Origin of the sequence: Falsarthrobacter nasiphocae (assembly GCF_031456275.1) — a bacterium.
Lineage (GTDB): Bacteria > Actinomycetota > Actinomycetes > Actinomycetales > Micrococcaceae > Falsarthrobacter > Falsarthrobacter nasiphocae.
Map to the genome: position 1 here is coordinate 1,949,846 of NZ_JAVDUI010000001.1, position 17,045 is coordinate 1,966,890.

Sequence of the window (17,045 nt, forward strand, 5' to 3'; positions counted from 1 at the left end):
ACGGCGGGGGCGAGCGCATAGACTGGACCTCATGAGCATTGAGCAGGATCCGTTTGAGTCCTCGCCCCTGTCCGAGCCCTCGCGCGGCGGCACGTCCGTCCTCGAGCGGCAGGCCGAGCGCCAGCAGGCCGAGCCGGGGGACCACGAGCGCTACGCGCACTACGTCCAGAAGGACCGCATCATGGAGTCCGCCCTGACGGGGGAGCCTGTCATTGCGCTCTGCGGCAAGGTGTGGGTCCCCGGGCGGGACCCCCAGAAGTTCCCGGTGTGCCCGGACTGCAAGAAGGTCTACGACCAGATGCAGGGTGACGGCGATTCCTGAGCCGGCGGCCCCGGCCCCGACGCACCCCGTCCCTCCCGTTCCGGAGGGACTCCGCCAGTGGCAGGCCGAGGCCTTCACGAAGTACTTCCAGCTGCGCCGCCGCGACTTCCTCGCGGTGGCCACCCCGGGGGCGGGCAAGACCCGATTCGCGCTGAGCGTGGCGAAGACGCTCTTCGACCTGCGGATTGTGGACCGCCTCTACGTCGTCGCGCCCACGGACCACCTGAAGCGGCAGTGGGCGGACAACGCAGCAGCCGCGGGCCTGCCGATCGACCCGAACTTCAAGAACTCCGACGGCGCCCACGGGCGCGGGTACGTGGGAGTAGCGGTGACCTACGCGCAGGTCGCGATGAAGCCCATGCTTCACCGGGCCAAGACGGAGGCGGGGAAGACGCTCGTCATCCTCGACGAGATCCACCACGGCGGCGACGCCCTCAGCTGGGGCGACGGCATCCGCGAGGCGTTCACGCCCGCCGTGTGCCGCCTGAGCCTCACCGGCACGCCCTTCCGCTCGGACACCGCGCCCATCCCCTTCGTCGAGTATGAGGCGGACCACGAGGGCATCCGGCGCTCCCGCGCTGACTACACCTACGGCTACGGCCACGCGCTCAAGGACGGGGTCGTGCGCCCCGTCATGTTCATGGCGTACTCCGGATCCATGCGGTGGAAGACGAGCGCGGGCGAGGAGATGTCGGCGGGGCTGGCGGACCTCGTGACCAAGGACGTCACAGCCCAGGCGTGGCGCACGGCCCTCAACCCCGAGGGCGAGTGGATCCCGGCGGTCCTCGCCGCCGCCGACAAGCGTCTGGAGGAGGTCCGCCGGGCCGTCCCGGACGCCGGTGGGCTCGTCATCGCCACGGACCACGTCACGGCCCGCGCCTACGCCGGCATCCTCAAGCGCATCACGGGGGAGTCCGCGACGATCGTCCTCTCGGACGACAAGAAGGCGTCCAAGGCCATCGAGGACTTCTCCGCGGGCTCGAGCCGCTGGATGGTCGCCGTCCGCATGGTCTCGGAGGGCGTGGACGTCCCGCGCCTGTCCGTGGGCGTCTACGCGACGAGCACGTCGACGCCGCTCTTCTTTGCCCAGGCCGTGGGCCGCTACGTGCGCATGCGTCGCCGCGGCGAGACGGCCTCGATCTTCCTGCCGTCCGTGCCGGTCCTCATGGCGCTCGCCAATGAGATGGAGGCGGAGCGGGATCACGCCCTGGACCGCCCCACGGAGCCCACGGACCCGGACTTCATCCCAGAGGAAGAGCTCATGGACGAGGCCAACCGGGAGGAGAAGGCATCGGACTCCCTCACCCGGGCGTCCTTCGAGGCGCTGGACTCCCAGGCCTCGTTCGACAAGGTCCTTTTCGACGGGGCCGAGTTCGGCCTCGGCGGCGACGTCGGCAGCGCCGAGGAGATGGACTTCCTCGGCATCCCCGGCCTGCTGGACGCAGAGCAGGTCAACGAGCTGCTCCGCAAGCGGCAGCACGAGCAGATTCGCCGCCAGTCCTCGCGGCAGCCCCAGGACGCCGGCGCGGACGCCGAGTTCGAGGAGTCCGTGGACCACCGGCGCATCAAGGAGCTGCGCGGGCAGCTGTCCAAGAGCGTCTCCGCCTGGGCCGCGCGCTCGGGCATGGCTCACGGCGTCATCCATTCCGAGCTGCGGCGCCTGACGGGCGGGCCAGCCGTCGCCCAGGCGAGCGCGAGCCAGCTGGAGGCGCGCATCGCCCGCCTTCAGGACTGGTTCGTGGGCCGGGGCAAGCCCGGGGCCTAGGGCGGATCGGCGGTCCCGGCGCACCGGGACGCGCCGAGCCCGGCGGCGGCCTCAGATGAGGCGCACCCCTTCGTCCGCCAGCTCCTCCGCGGTCACGCGCGCCGTCGTCTCCGAAACCGGAGCCGTCAGGGAGGACAGGACGACCGTCTCGTACCCGAGGGCACGGGCGTCGAGGGCGGTGGCCCGCACGCAGTAGTCGAAGGCGAGACCGCAGACGAGGAGCGTGTCGATCCCGGCGGACAAGAGCCACGCGTTGAGGCGGGGGCGGTCGGCGAGCCGCAGCGAGGGGTCGTCGAGCCGCGCCTCGAAACCTGAGTACGCGGCCTCGTACTCGCCCTTGAGGAACGCCGCGTCCACGCGGGGCAGAGCGAGGGCGGGGCTGAGCTCGGCCCCCGGGGTCCCCGCAACGCAGTGCCGCGGCCACGAGTCGCGGAAGTCCGGCGTCTCCGAGAAGTGCGAGCCCGGGTCGATGTGCCAGTCCTGCGTCGTGACGATCGAGCAGAGCCTGCGCGGCCCCGCGAACGCCTCCGTGATCGCGGCGGCCACGGCCGTGCCTCCCTCCACCGCGAGGGAGCCTCCCTCACAGAAGTCATTCTGGACATCGACGACGACGGCGGCCGTGCGGCGCGGGTCCACCGTCATGTCGGCGAGCGCGAGGATGTCCTCGAGCCGAGCGGGGGCGGGCAGCGCCATGATCAGTCCTCCAGGACGGTGGGAATGACGGGCTCGCCCTCGGTCAGGCGCGTGTACGCCACGGGCAGCTCGGCGAGGGAGCGGCGGAAGCGCTCGGCCGCGCGGCGCACGCCCTCGGCCCCGGTTGCCTCACGGACGATCTCCCCGCCGGTGACGAGCTGCGTCAGGAGGGGCCTGTCGTTGTGGTCGCCCTCGGGGCGGTGGCCGACGCCGACGACCTCCGCCGTCGCGATCCCCCGCTCGTCGAGGCGACGCAGCGCGTACTTCCGCCCGCCCACGGAGACTTTGTCCTTCGCCTTCTTCGCCACGGAGACCCACTCGCCGTCCTCGTTCTCGCGGGCGACGAGCTTGTAGACCATCGAGGACGTGGGGGCTCCGGAGCCCGTGACGAGCTTGGTTCCGACGCCGTACGCGGTCACGGGCGCGGAGGCGAGGGCGGCGATGGCGTACTCGTCGAGGTCGCTCGTGACGACGATGCCCGTGCGCTCGTTGCCGAGGGAGTCGAGGAGCTCGCGCGCCCAGCCGGCCTGCGTCACGAGGTCGCCGGAGTCGAGGCGAATGGCCCCGAGCTCCGGGCCCGCGACCTTGACGGCCGTGCGGATGCCCTGCTCGACGTCGTACGTGTCCACGAGGAGGGACGTGCCAGCCCCGAGCGTCGCGACCTGGGCGCGGAAGGCTGCCTCCTCCGAGTCGTGGAGCAGCGTGAAGGAGTGGGCTGCGGTGCCGGTGGTCTTCAGGCCGTAGTCGCGGCCCGCCTCAAGGTTCGAGGTGGACGCGAACCCGGCGATGACGGCCGCCCGGGCCGCGGCGACGGCCGCGTCCTCGTGCGTGCGGCGCGAGCCCATCTCGATGCACGGGCGGGTGCCGGCCGCCACCGTCATGCGGGCGGCCGCGGAGGCGATCGCCGAGTCGTGGTTGAGGATTGAGAGGACGAGGGTCTCCAGGATGCACGCCTCGGCGAACGTGGACTCGACGATGAGGATGGGGGAGTTCGGGAAGTACGCCTCGCCCTCCGCATAGCCGTAGATGTCGCCCGAGAAGCGGAAGTCGCGCAGGAAGTCGAGCGTGGCGGCGTCGAACACGCCGAGAGACTCGAGGTGGGCGATCTCCTCTGGACCGAACCGGAAGTCCTCGAGGGCCTCAAGGAGGCGTCCCGTGCCGGCGACGACGCCGTACCGGCGGCCCGCGGGAAGGCGCCGCGCGAAAACCTCGAAGACGCTCCGGCGGTGGGCGGCGCCAGAGCGGAGGGCGGCCTGGAGCATGGTCAGCTCGTAGTGATCGGTCTTGAGAGCGGTCGAGGGGCGCATCCGGGTTCATCCTGGGGTTCGGGGGCGGCTCGCTGCGGCTGCCGCGAGACAGGCCCGTGACGCGCGCAGCGAAACCCGCGCCGGCGCCGGGGCTTGCCTCCTAGCATAGTGACCATGTCGCATCCTCTTTCGGAGCCCGCGGGCGGCGTCTCGACCCTGCCGCGCGAGGACGAAGCCCTGTCCACCGCCTCCCCGTGGCGCGTGGTCGTCTGGAACGACCCGGTCAACCTCATGGACTACGTCGCCTACGTCTTCCGCTCCTACTTCGGCATGAGCGCCGTCGAGGCGGACCGGCTCATGCTCGCCGTCCACGAGGAGGGCCGGGCGGTTGTCGCGACCGGCGGGCGCGAGGCCTGCGAGCGGGACGCCCAGGCCATGCACCGCTACGGGCTCCACGCCACGATCGAGCAGGACAGCCGTGGCTGAGCGCTTCCGCTACCGGCCCGGCGCAGACGGCGGGAGTTTCGTCGGCCACCTCGAGCGGGGAGAGCGCGCCGTGCTCACCCGTGCTCTGGCGGATGTCGCCGAGCTGCTCGCCTCCGACGCGCCCCACGGCGATGTGGACCCGCTCGTCGAGATCACGGGCTACCGCCCCGACGCCGCGGCGCCCGAGGACCCCGCACTGCTCGCCCTCCTGCCCGACGCCTCGCTCGACCCCGACGTCGCGGGGGAGTTCCGCCGGCTTGCCCACGAGGACGTGCGGCGCGCCAAGCTCGAGGACCTCGCCCGGTCGCAGGAGATCTTCGCGCGGGACTCCCTCAGGCTCTCGCGCGAGGAGGCCGAGGCCGCCTCCCGCGGCCTCAACTCGGTGGCGATCGTCCTCGCCGCCAGGCTCGGCGTCGTCGACGAGGAGACCGCGGAGGAGGTGTCCGCCGTGGAGGACATGACGGACACGGAGAGCGCGCTCGCGGTGCTCTACAACTTTGTGGGCTGGCTGCGGGCCGGGCTGTCCGCGGCCCTGATCGATTCCCTCTGACTCCCTGTGAGGAAGACAACACTCTGCGAGGGTGCCTGCCAGGCCGAAACCCCCTAGCCTTGGGGACTAATGAACGCACCGTTGCCTCCCCGCACCGAGCCGCGCGCCGTCTCGCCCCTCGCCCCCATCGGCGTCTTTGACTCCGGGGTCGGTGGGCTCACGGTCGCCCGCTCGCTCATCGACCTGCTCCCGCACGAGTCGATGATCTACGTCGGGGACACGCTGCGCGGACCGTACGGTCCGCTGCCGATCGCCCACGTCAGGGCCAACGCGCTCGGGATCATGGACCAGCTCGTGGCCTCCGGGGTCAAGGCCCTCGTCATCGCGTGCAACACGGCGTCCGCTGCCGTCCTCGGGGACGCGCGAGAGCGCTATGGGGACCTCGGCATCGAGGTGCTCGAGGTCATCCGCCCGGCCGTCCGGCGCGCCGCGGCCGCCACCCGCAACGGGCGGATCGGCGTCATCGCCACGGCCGGCACGACGCGCTCGCGGGCCTATCCGGACACCTTCGCCGCCGCGCCGGACCTCGAGGTCTTCACGGTGGCCTGCCCGCGCTTCGTCGAGTTCGTCGAGGCGGGCGTGACGAGCGGCCCCGAGCTCCTCTCGGTGGCCGAGGAGTACCTGGCCCCGTTGCGCGAGGCCGGGGTGGACACGCTGGTCCTCGGCTGCACCCACTACCCGCTGCTCGCGGGCGTCATCTCGCTCGTCATGGGGGAGGACGTCACTCTCGTCTCCTCGGCGGAGGAGACGGCGCGGGACCTCTACCGGGTCCTCGTGCGAGGCGGCATCCAGGCGCCCGACACGGCCGTGCCCACGCGAGAGTTCCTCTCGACGGGGCCGGCCGCGGAGTTCGATCTTCTGGCCCGGCGGTTCCTCGGGCCGGAGGTCTCCGGGGTCTCCAAGGTCGACGACGTCGACGCGATCTACCCCACCGCCGCGATCGCCAAGATCACGCCGGACATGCTGAGGGACTGCGCCCGCCGCGGCGGAGGCGGGAACGAGAAGGAGTTGTCATGAGATTGACGGTCATCGGGTGCCAGGGCAGCTTTCCCGGGCCCGGCTCGCCCGCCTCGTGCTACCTCGTCCGGGCCGAGCGGGACGGGCGCACGTGGAGCGTCCTCTTCGACCTTGGCTCCGGGGCCCTCGGCGCCCTTCAGCGGCACCTGGACCTGAGCTCGATCGACGCGATCTTCCTCTCCCACCTCCACCCGGACCACTGCATGGACGTCTGCGGGCTCCACGTGGCCGTCCACTGGGACCCGGAGGGGTTCCGCGGCGAGCGCATCGCGATCCACGGCCCCGCGGAGACGCCGGACCGCCTCGCCACCGCGTACGGCATGCCCGTGGACCCCGGCATGCACGAGGACTTCGACTTCCGTGCCATCGCGGCGGGGGAGCCCGTGACCGTGGGCCCCCTGACGGTGGAGGCCTTCCCCGTCCGCCACCCCGTCGACGAGGCCTACGCCTTCCGCATCACGGAGACCCTCGAGGACGGCGCCCTGCGGGTCCTGACCTACTCCGGGGACACGGACGCGTGCGAGGCCCTCGAGGACGCGGCCCGTGGGGCCGACGTCTTCCTCTGCGAGGCCGCCTACCACGAGGGCCGCGACGACGCGATCGAGGGCGTCCACCTGACCGGGCGCCGGGCGGGGGAGGCGGCCGCCCGCGCGGGCGTCGGCCGGCTCCTGCTGACCCACCTGCCCGTGTGGAACGACGCGACCCGCTCCGTCAGCGAGGCCCGCGGGGTCTTCGACGGCGAGATCGCTGTCGCGACCGCCGGCGTCTCCTACGACGTCTGAGCGCCAAGCGGGCGGACACCCGCGCCGCCTAGGATGGGGGGATGACTCAGACCCCCACCGAGACCACGTCAGCACCCCGCCTCGACGGCCGGCGACCCGACCAGATCCGAGACGTCACCATTGAGACCGGGTGGTCCAAGAACGCCGAGGGCTCGGCACTCGTCTCCTTCGGGGACACGCGCGTGCTCTGCACCGCGTCCCTGACCGAGGGCGTGCCGCGCTGGCTCAAGGGCCAGGGCACCGGCTGGCTCACGGCCGAGTACGCCATGCTGCCCCGGGCCACGAACACGCGCAGCGCCCGCGAGTCCGTCAAGGGCAAGCAGGGCGGCCGCACCCACGAGATCTCCCGCCTCATCGGACGCTCGCTCCGCGCTGTCGTCGACCTCGGCGCCCTCGGGGAGAACACCATCGTCCTCGACTGCGACGTCCTCCAGGCCGACGGCGGCACGCGGACCGCCTCGATCACGGGCGCGTACGTCGCGCTCGTCGAGGCCGTCCGCCACGGCCAGCGCGAGGGCCTCATCCCCGCCTCGGCCGCCGTCCTCAAGGACTCGGTCTCCGCCGTGAGCGTCGGCATCGTCGAGGGCCGGGCCCTCTTGGACCTGCCATACGTCGAGGACGTCGTCGCGGAGACGGACATGAACGTCGTCGTCACCGGCTCCGGGGACTTCGTCGAGGTCCAGGGCACCGCCGAGGGCGCCCCGTTCAACCGCGATGAGCTCAACGCCCTTCTCGACCTGGCCCTCATCGGAACCCGGGACCTCGCGCGCGTCCAGGCCGAGGCGCTCGGGGCCCAGTTCTCCGGGCAGCCGGGGGCGTCCGCGTGAGCGCCGCCGAGGCTGCGGCCGCGCGCCGCGGGGACGCGCCCCTGGACGGCGCCGCTGAAACCGCCGAGGGTGACCCGGGCGCAGCCGACGTCGTCGTCTCCTCCCCGCGTCTTGTGCTCGCGAGCCACAACGCGGGCAAGCTCCGCGAGCTCCGCGCGATGATCGCCGCCGTGGCGCCGGACCTCGACGTGGACGCGCTCGTCGTCGACGCGGGGGCCGTCGGCGCCCCTGACGTCCGCGAGACCGGCGTGACGTTCGAGGCCAATGCCCGCCTCAAGGCCGAGACGATCGCCGAGGCGACGGGCCTTGCGGCTCTCGCGGACGACTCCGGCCTGGCGGTGGACGTGCTGGGCGGCGCGCCGGGGTTCCTCTCGGCGCGGTGGAGCGGCCGGCATGGCGACGACGAGGCGAACCTTCGCCTCCTCCTCGATCAGCTCGCCGACGTGCCGGACGAGCACCGGGGAGGCGGGTTCGTCTGCGCGGCGGCCCTCGCGGTCCCGGGCCGGGAGACCCGCGTTGAGCACGGGACGTTCCGTGGGACGATTCTGCGCGAGCCCAGGGGCAACGGAGGGTTCGGCTACGACCCGATCCTCCAGCCGGAGGGGCTCGAGCTGAGCGCCGCCGAGTTGACCCCGGAGGAGAAGAACCGCCGGAGCCACCGCGGCCAGGCCATGGCGGCACTCCTGCCGAGCATCCTCGAGGTCCTCCGGGCCTGAGGCTGGCGGGCCGGCCCTCAATGACACAGGCTCCGCGCGCTGCACTGGATGCGGCGGGCGGAGCCTGTGGGGTAATGGGGGAGGGCCCTGCTGGGCCGGCGGCCTTACGGCTGGCGGGGAGTCCCGGCGTCGTCCGCCTTCGCGGCGCGGCGGGCCTTGAGGAGCTCCACGACGATGGGCACGACCGAGGCCAAGACGATGATGATGAAGATCAGGTCCAGGTTGTCGCGGACGAACGGGACGCGGTCGCCCAGGATGTAGCCGAGCAGCGTGACGCCGATGCCCCAGAGGGCGGCGCCGATGATGTTGAAGCGCACGAACGTCGCGTAGTGCATCTGGGCCACGCCGGCGATCACCGGGGTGAAGGTGCGGACGATCGGCACGAAGCGCGCGAGGATGACCGACTTGCCGCCGTGCTTCTCGAAGAAGGCGTGAGCCTGCTCCACGTGCTCGTGGCGGAAGAAGGTCGAGTTGGGCCGGTTGAAGATGGCGGGCCCGGCCTTGCGGCCGATCATGAAGCCGACCTGATCGCCGACGAAGGCGGCGACGAACACGAGCAGGCACAGGAGCCAGATGGGGAAGTCGATCGTCCCCGTGGCCACGAGGAGGCCCGCGGTGAAGAGGAGCGAGTCCCCGGGCAGGAAGAAGCCCACGAGGAGGCCAGTCTCCGCGAAGACGATCGCGAGGATGACGAGGACTACCCACGGGCCGATCGCGGGGTCCGCGAGGAAGACCTGGGGATCGAGCCAGCTGGGGAGGAACCCGGCGAGTGGGGGGACGAGGGCCGTGGCAGAGATGTCATACACCCGTCCAAGCCTAGAGGCGTTCCCTGGCAGATGCCAGATAGTCCGGTCCAGACGGGCGGCAGCCGCCCCGCCTAAGATGGAACGAATGAGTGTGGACTTCACCGCGATCGACTTCGAGACCGCCAACGGGTTCCGCGGGTCGCCGTGCGCGCTCGGCATCGTGACCGTGCGGGGCGGGGTGGTCGCGGCGGAGAGCTCCACCCTGATCAAGCCGCCCGCGGGCGCCCGGGCGTTCGACCGCCGCAACGTGCGCATCCACGGCATCCGCCCCGAGGACGTGCGGGACGCGCCCGGGATCGCTGAGGCTCTTGAGATGCTCGCGGAGCAGGCGGGCGACGACGTCCTCGTGGCGCACAACGCCGCCTTCGACATGGGGGTCATGGCCGCGGCGTCCGAGGTGGCAGGCGTCGCCGTGCGTCCCTGGGACTACGCCTGCACGGTCCAGATGTCGCGCGCGAGCTTTGCCATCGTCTCCCACTCGCTGCCCTTCTCCGCTGCCGCTGCCGGCGCCCCGATGACGGTCCACCACGACGCCCTGGCGGACGCCCGCGCGTGCGCCGCCATCGCCGCCGAGGTCGTCCGCCGCACGGGAGAGGACACGCTGCGCGGCGGGCTGGGCTCGATCGGCGTCGCGGTCTCGCGGCTGAGCCCGCCGGACCCGAGTGGAGGCCTCTCCCGGGCGACGAGCGAGGCGCTCGCGAAACTGCCCGCCGAAGGCGACTGGGTGGACGGGGTGCCCGCCGAGGCGGCGGCCGAGGAGGAGCGGCTCCCCGTCGTCGTCCCCTCTGCCGACGCGGACCCCAGCAACCCGCTCTACGGGCAGCGCGTTCTCTTCACGGGGACGCTGGGCCTGTCCCGCGCGGAGGCGTGGCGGAGGGCCGCGGCGTGCGGCGCGAGGCCCGTGGCTGTCATGGACTCGGCGACGACGATGCTCGTGGCAGGCAACGGCCTGACCCCGGAGGCGCTCGCGGCGGGCGAGGGGCGGCGCACGTCCGCGCTGAACACCGCGCTGAAGTTGCGGGGGCGGGGCTTCGGGATCGAGATCGTCACCGAGGGCGAGTTCTTGCAGCGCACGGGCGGGCACTGGCCGGACAGGGCCGTCTGAGCGGAGCTGGTCGCAGGCGCCGCGAGGGGAGGCCGGTCACGCGAGGGCGTGCCGGGCCCCGGCCGGGCGCGTGAGACTGCGGCGACCCGGGCCCCGCATGGGCGGGCGGTGCCGCGGGTCAAGCGGGCGTCAGCCGGCGACGCCGAGCAGGCGCGCGAGCCTGTCAAGCGCCGGCTCCAGGACCGCGTCGCGGACGCGGCGTGCGGCCTCGTCCTTGGCCTCGTCCTCGGGGGAGAGGGCGACGACGCCGAGCCGCTCGGCGACGGCCCCGCAGGGATCGGGGTCCCCGGCTCGCTCCAGGGGCCGCGACGGGGTGTCCGCCGCTGCGGCCGCGAGCTCGGCCACGGCCTCCCCGCGCACGGCCGGAACCTCGAGTCGCCCGGCGATCTCTGCGGCGTCGAGGCCGCGAGTGGCCGCGTCCGGGCTGAGGCGCGCGGACAGGACGGAGAGCGCGGTCGCGATCCGGTGCTGCTCGGCGACGGAGGACACGCTGATGGCGACGCTCTCGAGCACGAGGGTGTAGACCGTGACGGGCTCGACATGGACGAGCGCGGCCAGCGGCAGCGCGCGCAGGAGGGCCCCCGGGTCGTCGAGGCGGCTCGGCAGCTCCGCCTCTGTCAGCGGGTGGGCTCGGGTGCCCATGCGGTCCACGGCGTAGGAGGCGGCCAGGCGCGGGAAGGAGCCGCGGAAGGCCTCGGTGAGCCGGGCCCGGCCCGCTGTTCCGACGGCAGAGAGGCAGGCGGCCACATCGTCGTCGACCGCCCGGGAGAGCTGAGGAGGGGCGCTGGGGGCCGTCGCAAGGCCGAGGTGGCGCGCGAGGCGGAGACCGCCCAGCCAGGATGCGGCGGAGGGGTCCGCGCCCACGCCGTCCGCGGCCCACTCGAGGACCTCGGTCACGGCGTCGGCGCCGTAGGCGAGAACGAGCGAGCCCTCTGCGGTGAGGGCAGGGACGGAGCGGAAGGCGGCGGCGAGCCGGTCGCGGTCAGGGTCAGTCGTCAGCGCGGGCATGCGCGTCAGCTTATCGTGTCCACCCCTCATGGGATGCTGAATTCATGAGGATCTTTCACACGTCAGACTGGCACCTCGGGCGGCAGTTCCACGGGGCGTCCCTCCGTGAGTCCTTCGAGTCATGGGCGTCATTCGTCGTGGAGACGGTTCGGGAGCGGGCTGTGGACGTGCTCGTCATTGCCGGGGACGTCTACGACCGCGCGTACCCGCCGGTGTGGGCGGTGGAGCTCGTTGACGAGACCCTGGCGCGGGTGCGCGACGCCGGCGCCGCCGTCGTCTTGAGCCCCGGAAACCATGACTCGGCCACTCGGCTGGGATTCGGCGCCTCCATTCTCCGGCACGGCGGGGTGCACATCGGGGCGGACGTCCACCGAATTGGCGAGCCCGTGACGCTGACCGGCCGCAGCGGGGCCGCTGTGGACTTCTTCATGCTCCCCTTCTTGGACACATCCCTGCTGAGGGTGGCGCGCCCCGAGTGGCTCGAGGCCCGGCTCGGTGAGGAGCCGGCGGACACGGAGTCCATCCACCGTGCGGCGCTCGAGACCATGCGGGACGCGGCGAAGCCCGGGCGGCCGGCCGTCGTCCTGGCGCACTCGTTCGTGCGCGGAGGCACCTCCACGGACAGCGAGAGGGAGATCCGCCCCGAGGTCCGTCAAGGCGGCCTGGGGGAGATCCCCGCGGGCCTGTTCGAGGGCTTCGCCTATGCCGCGCTGGGGCACTTGCACCGGCGCCAGCGGATTGCGGACTCGGTGCGCTACTCCGGCTCCCCGATCCCCTTCTCCTTCTCCGAGGCGGGTCACCGCAAGGGCGGTCTCATGGTGGAGGTCTCCCCAGGCGGGGACACGAGCATCTCGGAGGTTGACTTCCGTGGTTTTCGCGCGGTCAGCCGGATCGAGGGGACCCTCGAGGAGCTGCTCGCAGACCCCGCGCTGGCGGCCGCCGAGGAGCACTTCGTCTCGGCCACCCTGACGGACACGGAGCGGCCGGCTGAACCCATGAGGCGGTTGCGCACCCGCTTCCCCCTCGCCCTTGAGATCCGCACGCCCAACATCGAGATGGCCTCCGCGGGCGGGTACGCGCAGCGCGTGCGCCGGGCCACGAGCCGGGGAGACGTCGTGGAGATGTTCTACTCGTTCGTGCGGGGGCGCGCCTTGGACGCGGAGGAGAGGCCCATCGTCGCCTCGGTCCTCGAGGACGTCGCGGCCGCGGAGCGCAGCGCATGAGGATCCTCTCCCTCACCCTGACCGGCATCGGCCCATTCGCTGGGACCGAGTCCGTGGATTTCCGCCACTTTGCTGACACCGGCCTGTTCCTCTTGCGCGGGGACACGGGCGCGGGCAAGTCCACCGTGCTCAACGCGCTCGTCTACGGGCTCTACGGCACCACCAAAGATGCCAACCCGCGCCTCGTCTCTGACCACAAGGCGCCGGAGACGGAGCCCAGCGTCGTCGTCGAGTTCGCGGTCGGTGACGCGGAATACCGCATCGAGCGTGTGCCGGCATGGTCCCGCCCCAAGCGGCGCGGCCAGGGGATCACGGCCGAGCGCACGCGCGGTGCCCTCTTCCGGCGCACGGGCGGCGCCTGGGAGGACGTGACGAGCAACCAGCAGGAGATCGGCAAGGCCGTCACCGAGATCGTGGGCCTGACCCGGGAGCAGTTCCTCCAGGTCGTCCTCCTTCAGCAGGGCCGCTTCGCCCGGTTCCTCATGGCGGATGACAAGGAGCGGCGGGAGATCCTCGAGCGCCTCTTCGCAGCCGAGCCCTACGCGCACATTCAGGAGCGCCTCCGCGAGAAGGCCCGCGAGCTTCGGGAGGGCGTCGAGGGGGAGCTCGCGGCACGGGAGGCCCACGCGGCGGCCGCCCGCGGACACGCAGAGGAGGCCCTTCGGTGGGGGCTCCGGCCTTCCCCCGTCCAAGAGGACGAGGGCCCGGACGGGATCCGTGAGGAACCCGCCTGGGACGCGGCAGAACTGGCGGGAGCGCTCGGGGAGGAGGCTGTCCGCCAGGCGAGCGCGTCCGAGGACGCGCGGGCGGCGGCCGAACGAGCCGAGTCCGAGCTCACGAGGCATGCTGCCCTCCTGACGAGCCTGAGGGACTGGGCGCGGGTCATCGAGGCCGCTGACCGCCTCGCCGAGGGCGCGGAGGCCGCCGCCGCGTCGGAGGGCGCCCTCGCCCGTCATCGCCGGGCGGAGACGGTCATGGGCGCGGTCGAGGCCGCTCGGCGAGAGGCCGCAGAGGCGCAGACCCGAGGAGAGGAGGCAGACCGGGCCGCCGCCTCGCTGGCGGAGGCCCGCAGCCTCGTCCCCGAGTGGGCGGCCGGTGATTCAGAAGCCGAGGCCCAGGCACAGGCCTGGGAAGAGCGGGCCGAGCGTGTGCGGGAAGCCGTTCGCCTCGGTGAGCTCATCCTGCGCCGGGACACTGCGCGTGTGACGGCGGGGTCCGCGGTGGAGGACGCCCGAACGGGAGCCACGCGAGCCGCCCAGGGCGCGGCTGAGGCGGACGAAGCCGCCGCGGCGGCCCTGGAGCGCCACGCAGCCCTGGCGGCTGCCATCGGAGACCCGACCGCCGCCGCCCACGCCGTCACCACAGCCGCCGAGCGCGTGGACGTCGCGGGCCGCGCCGAGGCAGCCGAACAGGCCTGCCGCGCCGGGGAGGAGAGGCTCGGGCGCGCCTCCGCCGAAGAGGCCGTCGCCCTCGAGGCCCTGGCCGTCATCCGCCGCCGGTTCGCGGAGCAGGTCGCCCCTCGGCTCGCCGCCCAGCTCCAGGACGGCGAGCCATGCCTCGTGTGCGGCTCCGTCGAGCACCCCGAGCCCGCCGCCTACGCCGCAGAGGGCTCCGGCGTCACCGAAGCCGAGATCGAGTCCGCCGAGACCGAGCTGACGGAACGCCGCCACGCCCGGGAGGGGGCGCACAGGGACCTGGAACGAGCCCGCGAGCGGCTCGCCGGGCTCAACGACCAGCTGGGAGGGGCGAGCCGTTCCGAGCTCGAGGCCCAGCTCGCCTCCGCCCAAGCACAGGCGGAGGAGATCCAGACACGCCAGGCGGCCGCCGAGGCCGCCGCGGGCGAGGCCACGGCCGCACAGGCGGATGCGCAGCGGGCTCAACTCGCCTCAGCGGAGGCGGCCGCTCGCCTCGCCGCCGCAGACGCCGCACACGCCGCAGCGCGGGCCGAACTGGACCGCGCCCTCGAGGACTGGCTGACCGCCGCCGCCGAGGCCGGCTGGCCAGGCGCGGAAGCGGCAGCCGGACTCCCCGAGGCCACGCCGGTGGCCGCCGCGGCAGCCGGACTCCCCGAGGCCACGCCGGTGGCCGCCGCGGGAGCCGCGCGAGACGAGCTCGCCTCGGCGGCCGCGCTCCTGGCCTCCTCCGCGGTGGCCGCTCGCGCCTGCGAGACAGCCCGCACGCGTGCCCAGGACGCGCAAGAACGAGCCTCAGCAGCGGCGGCCGCGCAGACCGCTCGCCTCAAGGAGTCCGCCTTCGCGGATGCCGAGGATGCCGCGAACAGTCTCCTGTCCCCGGAGGCCGTCCGGGAGGCTGAGGAGCGAGTCGCCTGCCGGGACCGAGACAGGCACCGCGTTCGGGACGCCATCGCAGGGGCGGCCGGAGTCTCACGGGACACCGCCTGGCAGCCGTCACCGGAGGTCCGCGCAGCCCTCGAGGGCTGCGTCGAGGGCCGCCCAGACGGTCAGGACATCCCATGGCGGCCGGCCTGGGCCCTCGCCCTCGGCCAGGCCGAGGCCACAGGTGCCCGGCTCGCGCGGGCACGCCGCATCCTCGCCCTGCGCCGCGATGCGCTCGTCCGCCGCCACGCGGCCGTCGCGAGCCTCGCGGTGCAGGCTCGCCGCACAGCGGACGCCCTCCAGGACATCGACGATCGCCTCGGGCCCGCGCTCGAGGCCCTGCAGCGCGTCAGCGCGCTCGCGGAGACAGCCAATGGCCGCGGCCCTGACAATGAGCGGCGCATGGCCCTCCAGGCGTTCGTGCTCGCGAGCCGGCTCGAGGACATCGCCGCTGCAGCCAGCCAGATCCTCCACGAGATGTCCGGACGTTACGAGATTGTCTACGACGACACGAAAAAGGGCCTCAAGGAGGCAGGCCTCGGGTTGGCCGTGGTCGATCACTGGACCCTGGCCAGCCGCGCCCCCGAGAGCCTGTCCGGCGGCGAGATGTTCATGGCCTCTCTCTCCCTGGCACTCGGACTCGCGCGGGTCGTCCAAGAGGAGAGCGGAGGCATCGAGCTGGGGACGCTCTTCATTGACGAAGGCTTCGGCTCCCTCGACGCGGAGACACTGGACACAGTCATGGAGCAGATCGAGGCGCTCAGAGCGGACGGCGGGCGGACCATCGGTATCGTGTCGCATGTGACTGAAATGCACGGACGGATCGGGCACCAGATTATGGTGAGCAAGACCCAACGGGGGTCCACACTGTCGACCCGCTCGGACGCGGGCGTATGACCGCCCCCGCCGGCAAGATCGACTCCGCAGAATCCCCCTTCGCCGCATTCCGAACACTCTTCGCTGCGGCGTCCCGCCCGTTCCTCCTCGGTTCGGCCCTCGGGCGCATCCCGCAGGCCATGATGGCGGTCGGCACCCTGACGTACATTCCCAGTGTCGGGGGCAGCTACGCCCTCGCGGGCCTGGCCTCGGCCTCCGTCGGGATCGGCTCCGCCGTTGGTGCGCCGCTCTTCGGGCGCCTCGTCGACCGCCGCGGGCCCAGGGGAGTGCTCCTCGTGTTCGCGATCATCCAAGCCGTCGCCTTCCTCGCCTATCTCCTCTCGGCGCCCGTGCTCGTCCACGCGCAGACCGCCTGGGCCCAGACCCTGCTCCTCCTGCACTCCGCCGTCATCGGGGCTGCCTGCCCGCAGATCGGAGCCGTGGCGCGGGTCGTCTGGCGCAAGACCTTCGGGTCGGGTTCCCGCATGGGAACGGCCATGTCCTACGAGAGCACCGTGGACGAGCTCTCCTTCGTCGTCGGTCCCGTGCTCGTCGGAGCCCTCGCCACCGTCGTCACCCCCGCCGCGCCGATGATCGTCTCCGCCCTGTGGGTCCTCGCGTCCGTCATCGTCCTCGTCCGCAGCCTGCCCCGCACCGGGACCCAGACCGAGAGCGCCGGGCCCGCTCGACTCACGGGATGGGTCATGACACAGATTGTGCTGTGCACGCTCGGCATGATCTCGATGGGCACGATCTTCGGCGGGACCCTGACCGCCCTCCTGCCGTTCACCCACGAGCACGGCCTTCCAGACGGCGCGGGCCTCCTCTACGGAGCGCTGTCCCTCACCTCGGCCATCGTCGCCGTCTCCATGCCGTTCTGGGCCCCGCGCGTCCCCAAGGAGGCCCGCTGGGCCGGGGCGGGCGCGCTCCTCGTCGTCTTCGCGCTCATCGCCTACGGGGCGACGAGCATCGGGGGCATGCTCGTGGCGCTGCTCCTCATGGGCCTGCCCGTCGGCGCCACGATGGTGACGATCTTCGAGACAGCCGGCGAGGAGACGCCCGCGGGAGTGCTAGCCACAGTCATGACCGTTCTCGGCAGCGGAATCGTCCTGGGCACCTCGCTCTCCTCCGCCGCGGCGGGAGCCCTCGCCGACGAGGCAGGCAGCGGTGCGGCGTTCGGAGTTGCCGTCGCGGGCGCGGCGGGCATCCTCATCACGGGCGCCGTGCAGGCCGCCCTCCACTGGGCGCACGCCCGCCGGGCGACGGGCGGCAACGAGCGGTAGGCT

General features: G+C 72.8%; 16 protein-coding genes. 12 read left to right on the top strand and 4 right to left on the bottom strand.

The genetic code is table 11. The features are described 5' to 3' along the window. Positions 1 to 31: 31 nt before the first annotated feature. Positions 32 to 322: a DUF3039 domain-containing protein gene (locus tag J2S35_RS08785; RefSeq protein WP_309852371.1), complete on the top strand. Its 291-nt coding sequence runs from the start codon at positions 32 to 34 to the stop codon at positions 320 to 322. Further along, positions 315 to 2,087, top strand: a complete 1,773-nt coding sequence (locus J2S35_RS08790) for a DEAD/DEAH box helicase (RefSeq protein WP_309853108.1) — start codon at positions 315 to 317, stop codon at positions 2,085 to 2,087. Before J2S35_RS08785 ends, J2S35_RS08790 begins: the two co-directional genes overlap by 8 nt. A 51-nt stretch (positions 2,088 to 2,138) precedes the next feature. Here the strand turns inward: J2S35_RS08790 and J2S35_RS08795 are convergent, their stop codons facing one another. Both J2S35_RS08795 and J2S35_RS08800 read right to left on the bottom strand, forming a co-directional pair. Further along, entirely contained in the window at positions 2,139 to 2,780 is a 642-nt protein-coding gene (locus J2S35_RS08795) for an isochorismatase family protein (RefSeq protein ID WP_309852374.1), read from the bottom strand. Positions 2,781 to 2,782: 2 nt separating this feature from the next. Further along, entirely contained in the window at positions 2,783 to 4,087 is a 1,305-nt protein-coding gene (locus tag J2S35_RS08800; RefSeq protein WP_309852377.1) for a nicotinate phosphoribosyltransferase, read from the bottom strand. Between the two features lie 114 nt (positions 4,088 to 4,201). On the opposite strand from J2S35_RS08800, the gene clpS reads away from it, so the two are divergent. The 6 genes from clpS (at position 4,202) to rdgB (ending at position 8,405) form a co-directional block, all read left to right on the top strand. After that, positions 4,202 to 4,513: an ATP-dependent Clp protease adapter ClpS gene (gene clpS / locus J2S35_RS08805; RefSeq protein ID WP_309852380.1), complete on the top strand. Its 312-nt coding sequence runs from the start codon at positions 4,202 to 4,204 to the stop codon at positions 4,511 to 4,513. Beyond that, complete coding sequence (locus J2S35_RS08810; protein WP_309852383.1) at positions 4,506 to 5,063, top strand: DUF2017 family protein; 558 nt, start codon at positions 4,506 to 4,508, stop codon at positions 5,061 to 5,063. The genes clpS and J2S35_RS08810 overlap by 8 nt, the downstream gene beginning before the upstream one ends. A 69-nt stretch (positions 5,064 to 5,132) precedes the next feature. Continuing rightward, the gene (murI, locus tag J2S35_RS08815) at positions 5,133 to 6,080 is read left to right on the top strand and encodes a glutamate racemase (protein WP_309852385.1); all 948 of its coding nucleotides are present in this window, start codon (positions 5,133 to 5,135) and stop codon (positions 6,078 to 6,080) included. Next, the gene (locus tag J2S35_RS08820; RefSeq protein WP_309852387.1) at positions 6,077 to 6,862 is read left to right on the top strand and encodes an MBL fold metallo-hydrolase; all 786 of its coding nucleotides are present in this window, start codon (positions 6,077 to 6,079) and stop codon (positions 6,860 to 6,862) included. Before murI ends, J2S35_RS08820 begins: the two co-directional genes overlap by 4 nt. A gap of 41 nt (positions 6,863 to 6,903) precedes the next feature. Then, a complete protein-coding gene (gene rph, locus J2S35_RS08825; RefSeq protein WP_309852390.1) occupies positions 6,904 to 7,689 on the top strand; it encodes a ribonuclease PH in 786 nt (261 codons plus the stop codon). A 41-nt stretch (positions 7,690 to 7,730) separates the two neighbouring features. Next, positions 7,731 to 8,405 carry an RdgB/HAM1 family non-canonical purine NTP pyrophosphatase gene (rdgB, locus tag J2S35_RS08830; RefSeq protein ID WP_380083658.1) on the top strand — a complete coding sequence of 225 codons (675 nt, stop codon included), beginning with the start codon at positions 7,731 to 7,733 and terminating at the stop codon, positions 8,403 to 8,405. Positions 8,406 to 8,509: 104 nt separating this feature from the next. Here rdgB and J2S35_RS08835 read toward each other — a convergent pair whose 3' ends face one another. After that, positions 8,510 to 9,211, bottom strand: a complete 702-nt coding sequence (locus tag J2S35_RS08835) for a VTT domain-containing protein (RefSeq protein WP_309852393.1) — start codon at positions 9,209 to 9,211, stop codon at positions 8,510 to 8,512. An 85-nt stretch (positions 9,212 to 9,296) separates the two neighbouring features. Between J2S35_RS08835 and J2S35_RS08840 the strand changes: the two genes are divergently transcribed. Then, positions 9,297 to 10,316, top strand: coding sequence for an exonuclease domain-containing protein (locus J2S35_RS08840; protein WP_309852396.1), 1,020 nt, complete (start codon positions 9,297 to 9,299; stop codon positions 10,314 to 10,316). Between the two features lie 129 nt (positions 10,317 to 10,445). Here J2S35_RS08840 and J2S35_RS08845 read toward each other — a convergent pair whose 3' ends face one another. Next, a complete protein-coding gene (locus tag J2S35_RS08845; RefSeq protein WP_309852398.1) occupies positions 10,446 to 11,324 on the bottom strand; it encodes a hypothetical protein in 879 nt (292 codons plus the stop codon). Positions 11,325 to 11,368: 44 nt separating this feature from the next. Here J2S35_RS08845 and J2S35_RS08850 point away from each other — a divergent pair, with 44 nt between their 5' ends. The 3 genes from J2S35_RS08850 to J2S35_RS08860 are packed head-to-tail and all read left to right on the top strand — an operon-like array spanning position 11,369 to position 17,042. After that, entirely contained in the window at positions 11,369 to 12,547 is a 1,179-nt protein-coding gene (locus J2S35_RS08850; RefSeq protein WP_309852400.1) for a metallophosphoesterase family protein, read from the top strand. Continuing rightward, positions 12,544 to 15,780, top strand: coding sequence for an SMC family ATPase (locus J2S35_RS08855; protein ID WP_309852403.1), 3,237 nt, complete (start codon positions 12,544 to 12,546; stop codon positions 15,778 to 15,780). Before J2S35_RS08850 ends, J2S35_RS08855 begins: the two co-directional genes overlap by 4 nt. Beyond that, positions 15,777 to 17,042 carry an MFS transporter gene (locus tag J2S35_RS08860; protein ID WP_309852406.1) on the top strand — a complete coding sequence of 422 codons (1,266 nt, stop codon included), beginning with the start codon at positions 15,777 to 15,779 and terminating at the stop codon, positions 17,040 to 17,042. Before J2S35_RS08855 ends, J2S35_RS08860 begins: the two co-directional genes overlap by 4 nt. Positions 17,043 to 17,045: the final 3 nt, after the last annotated feature.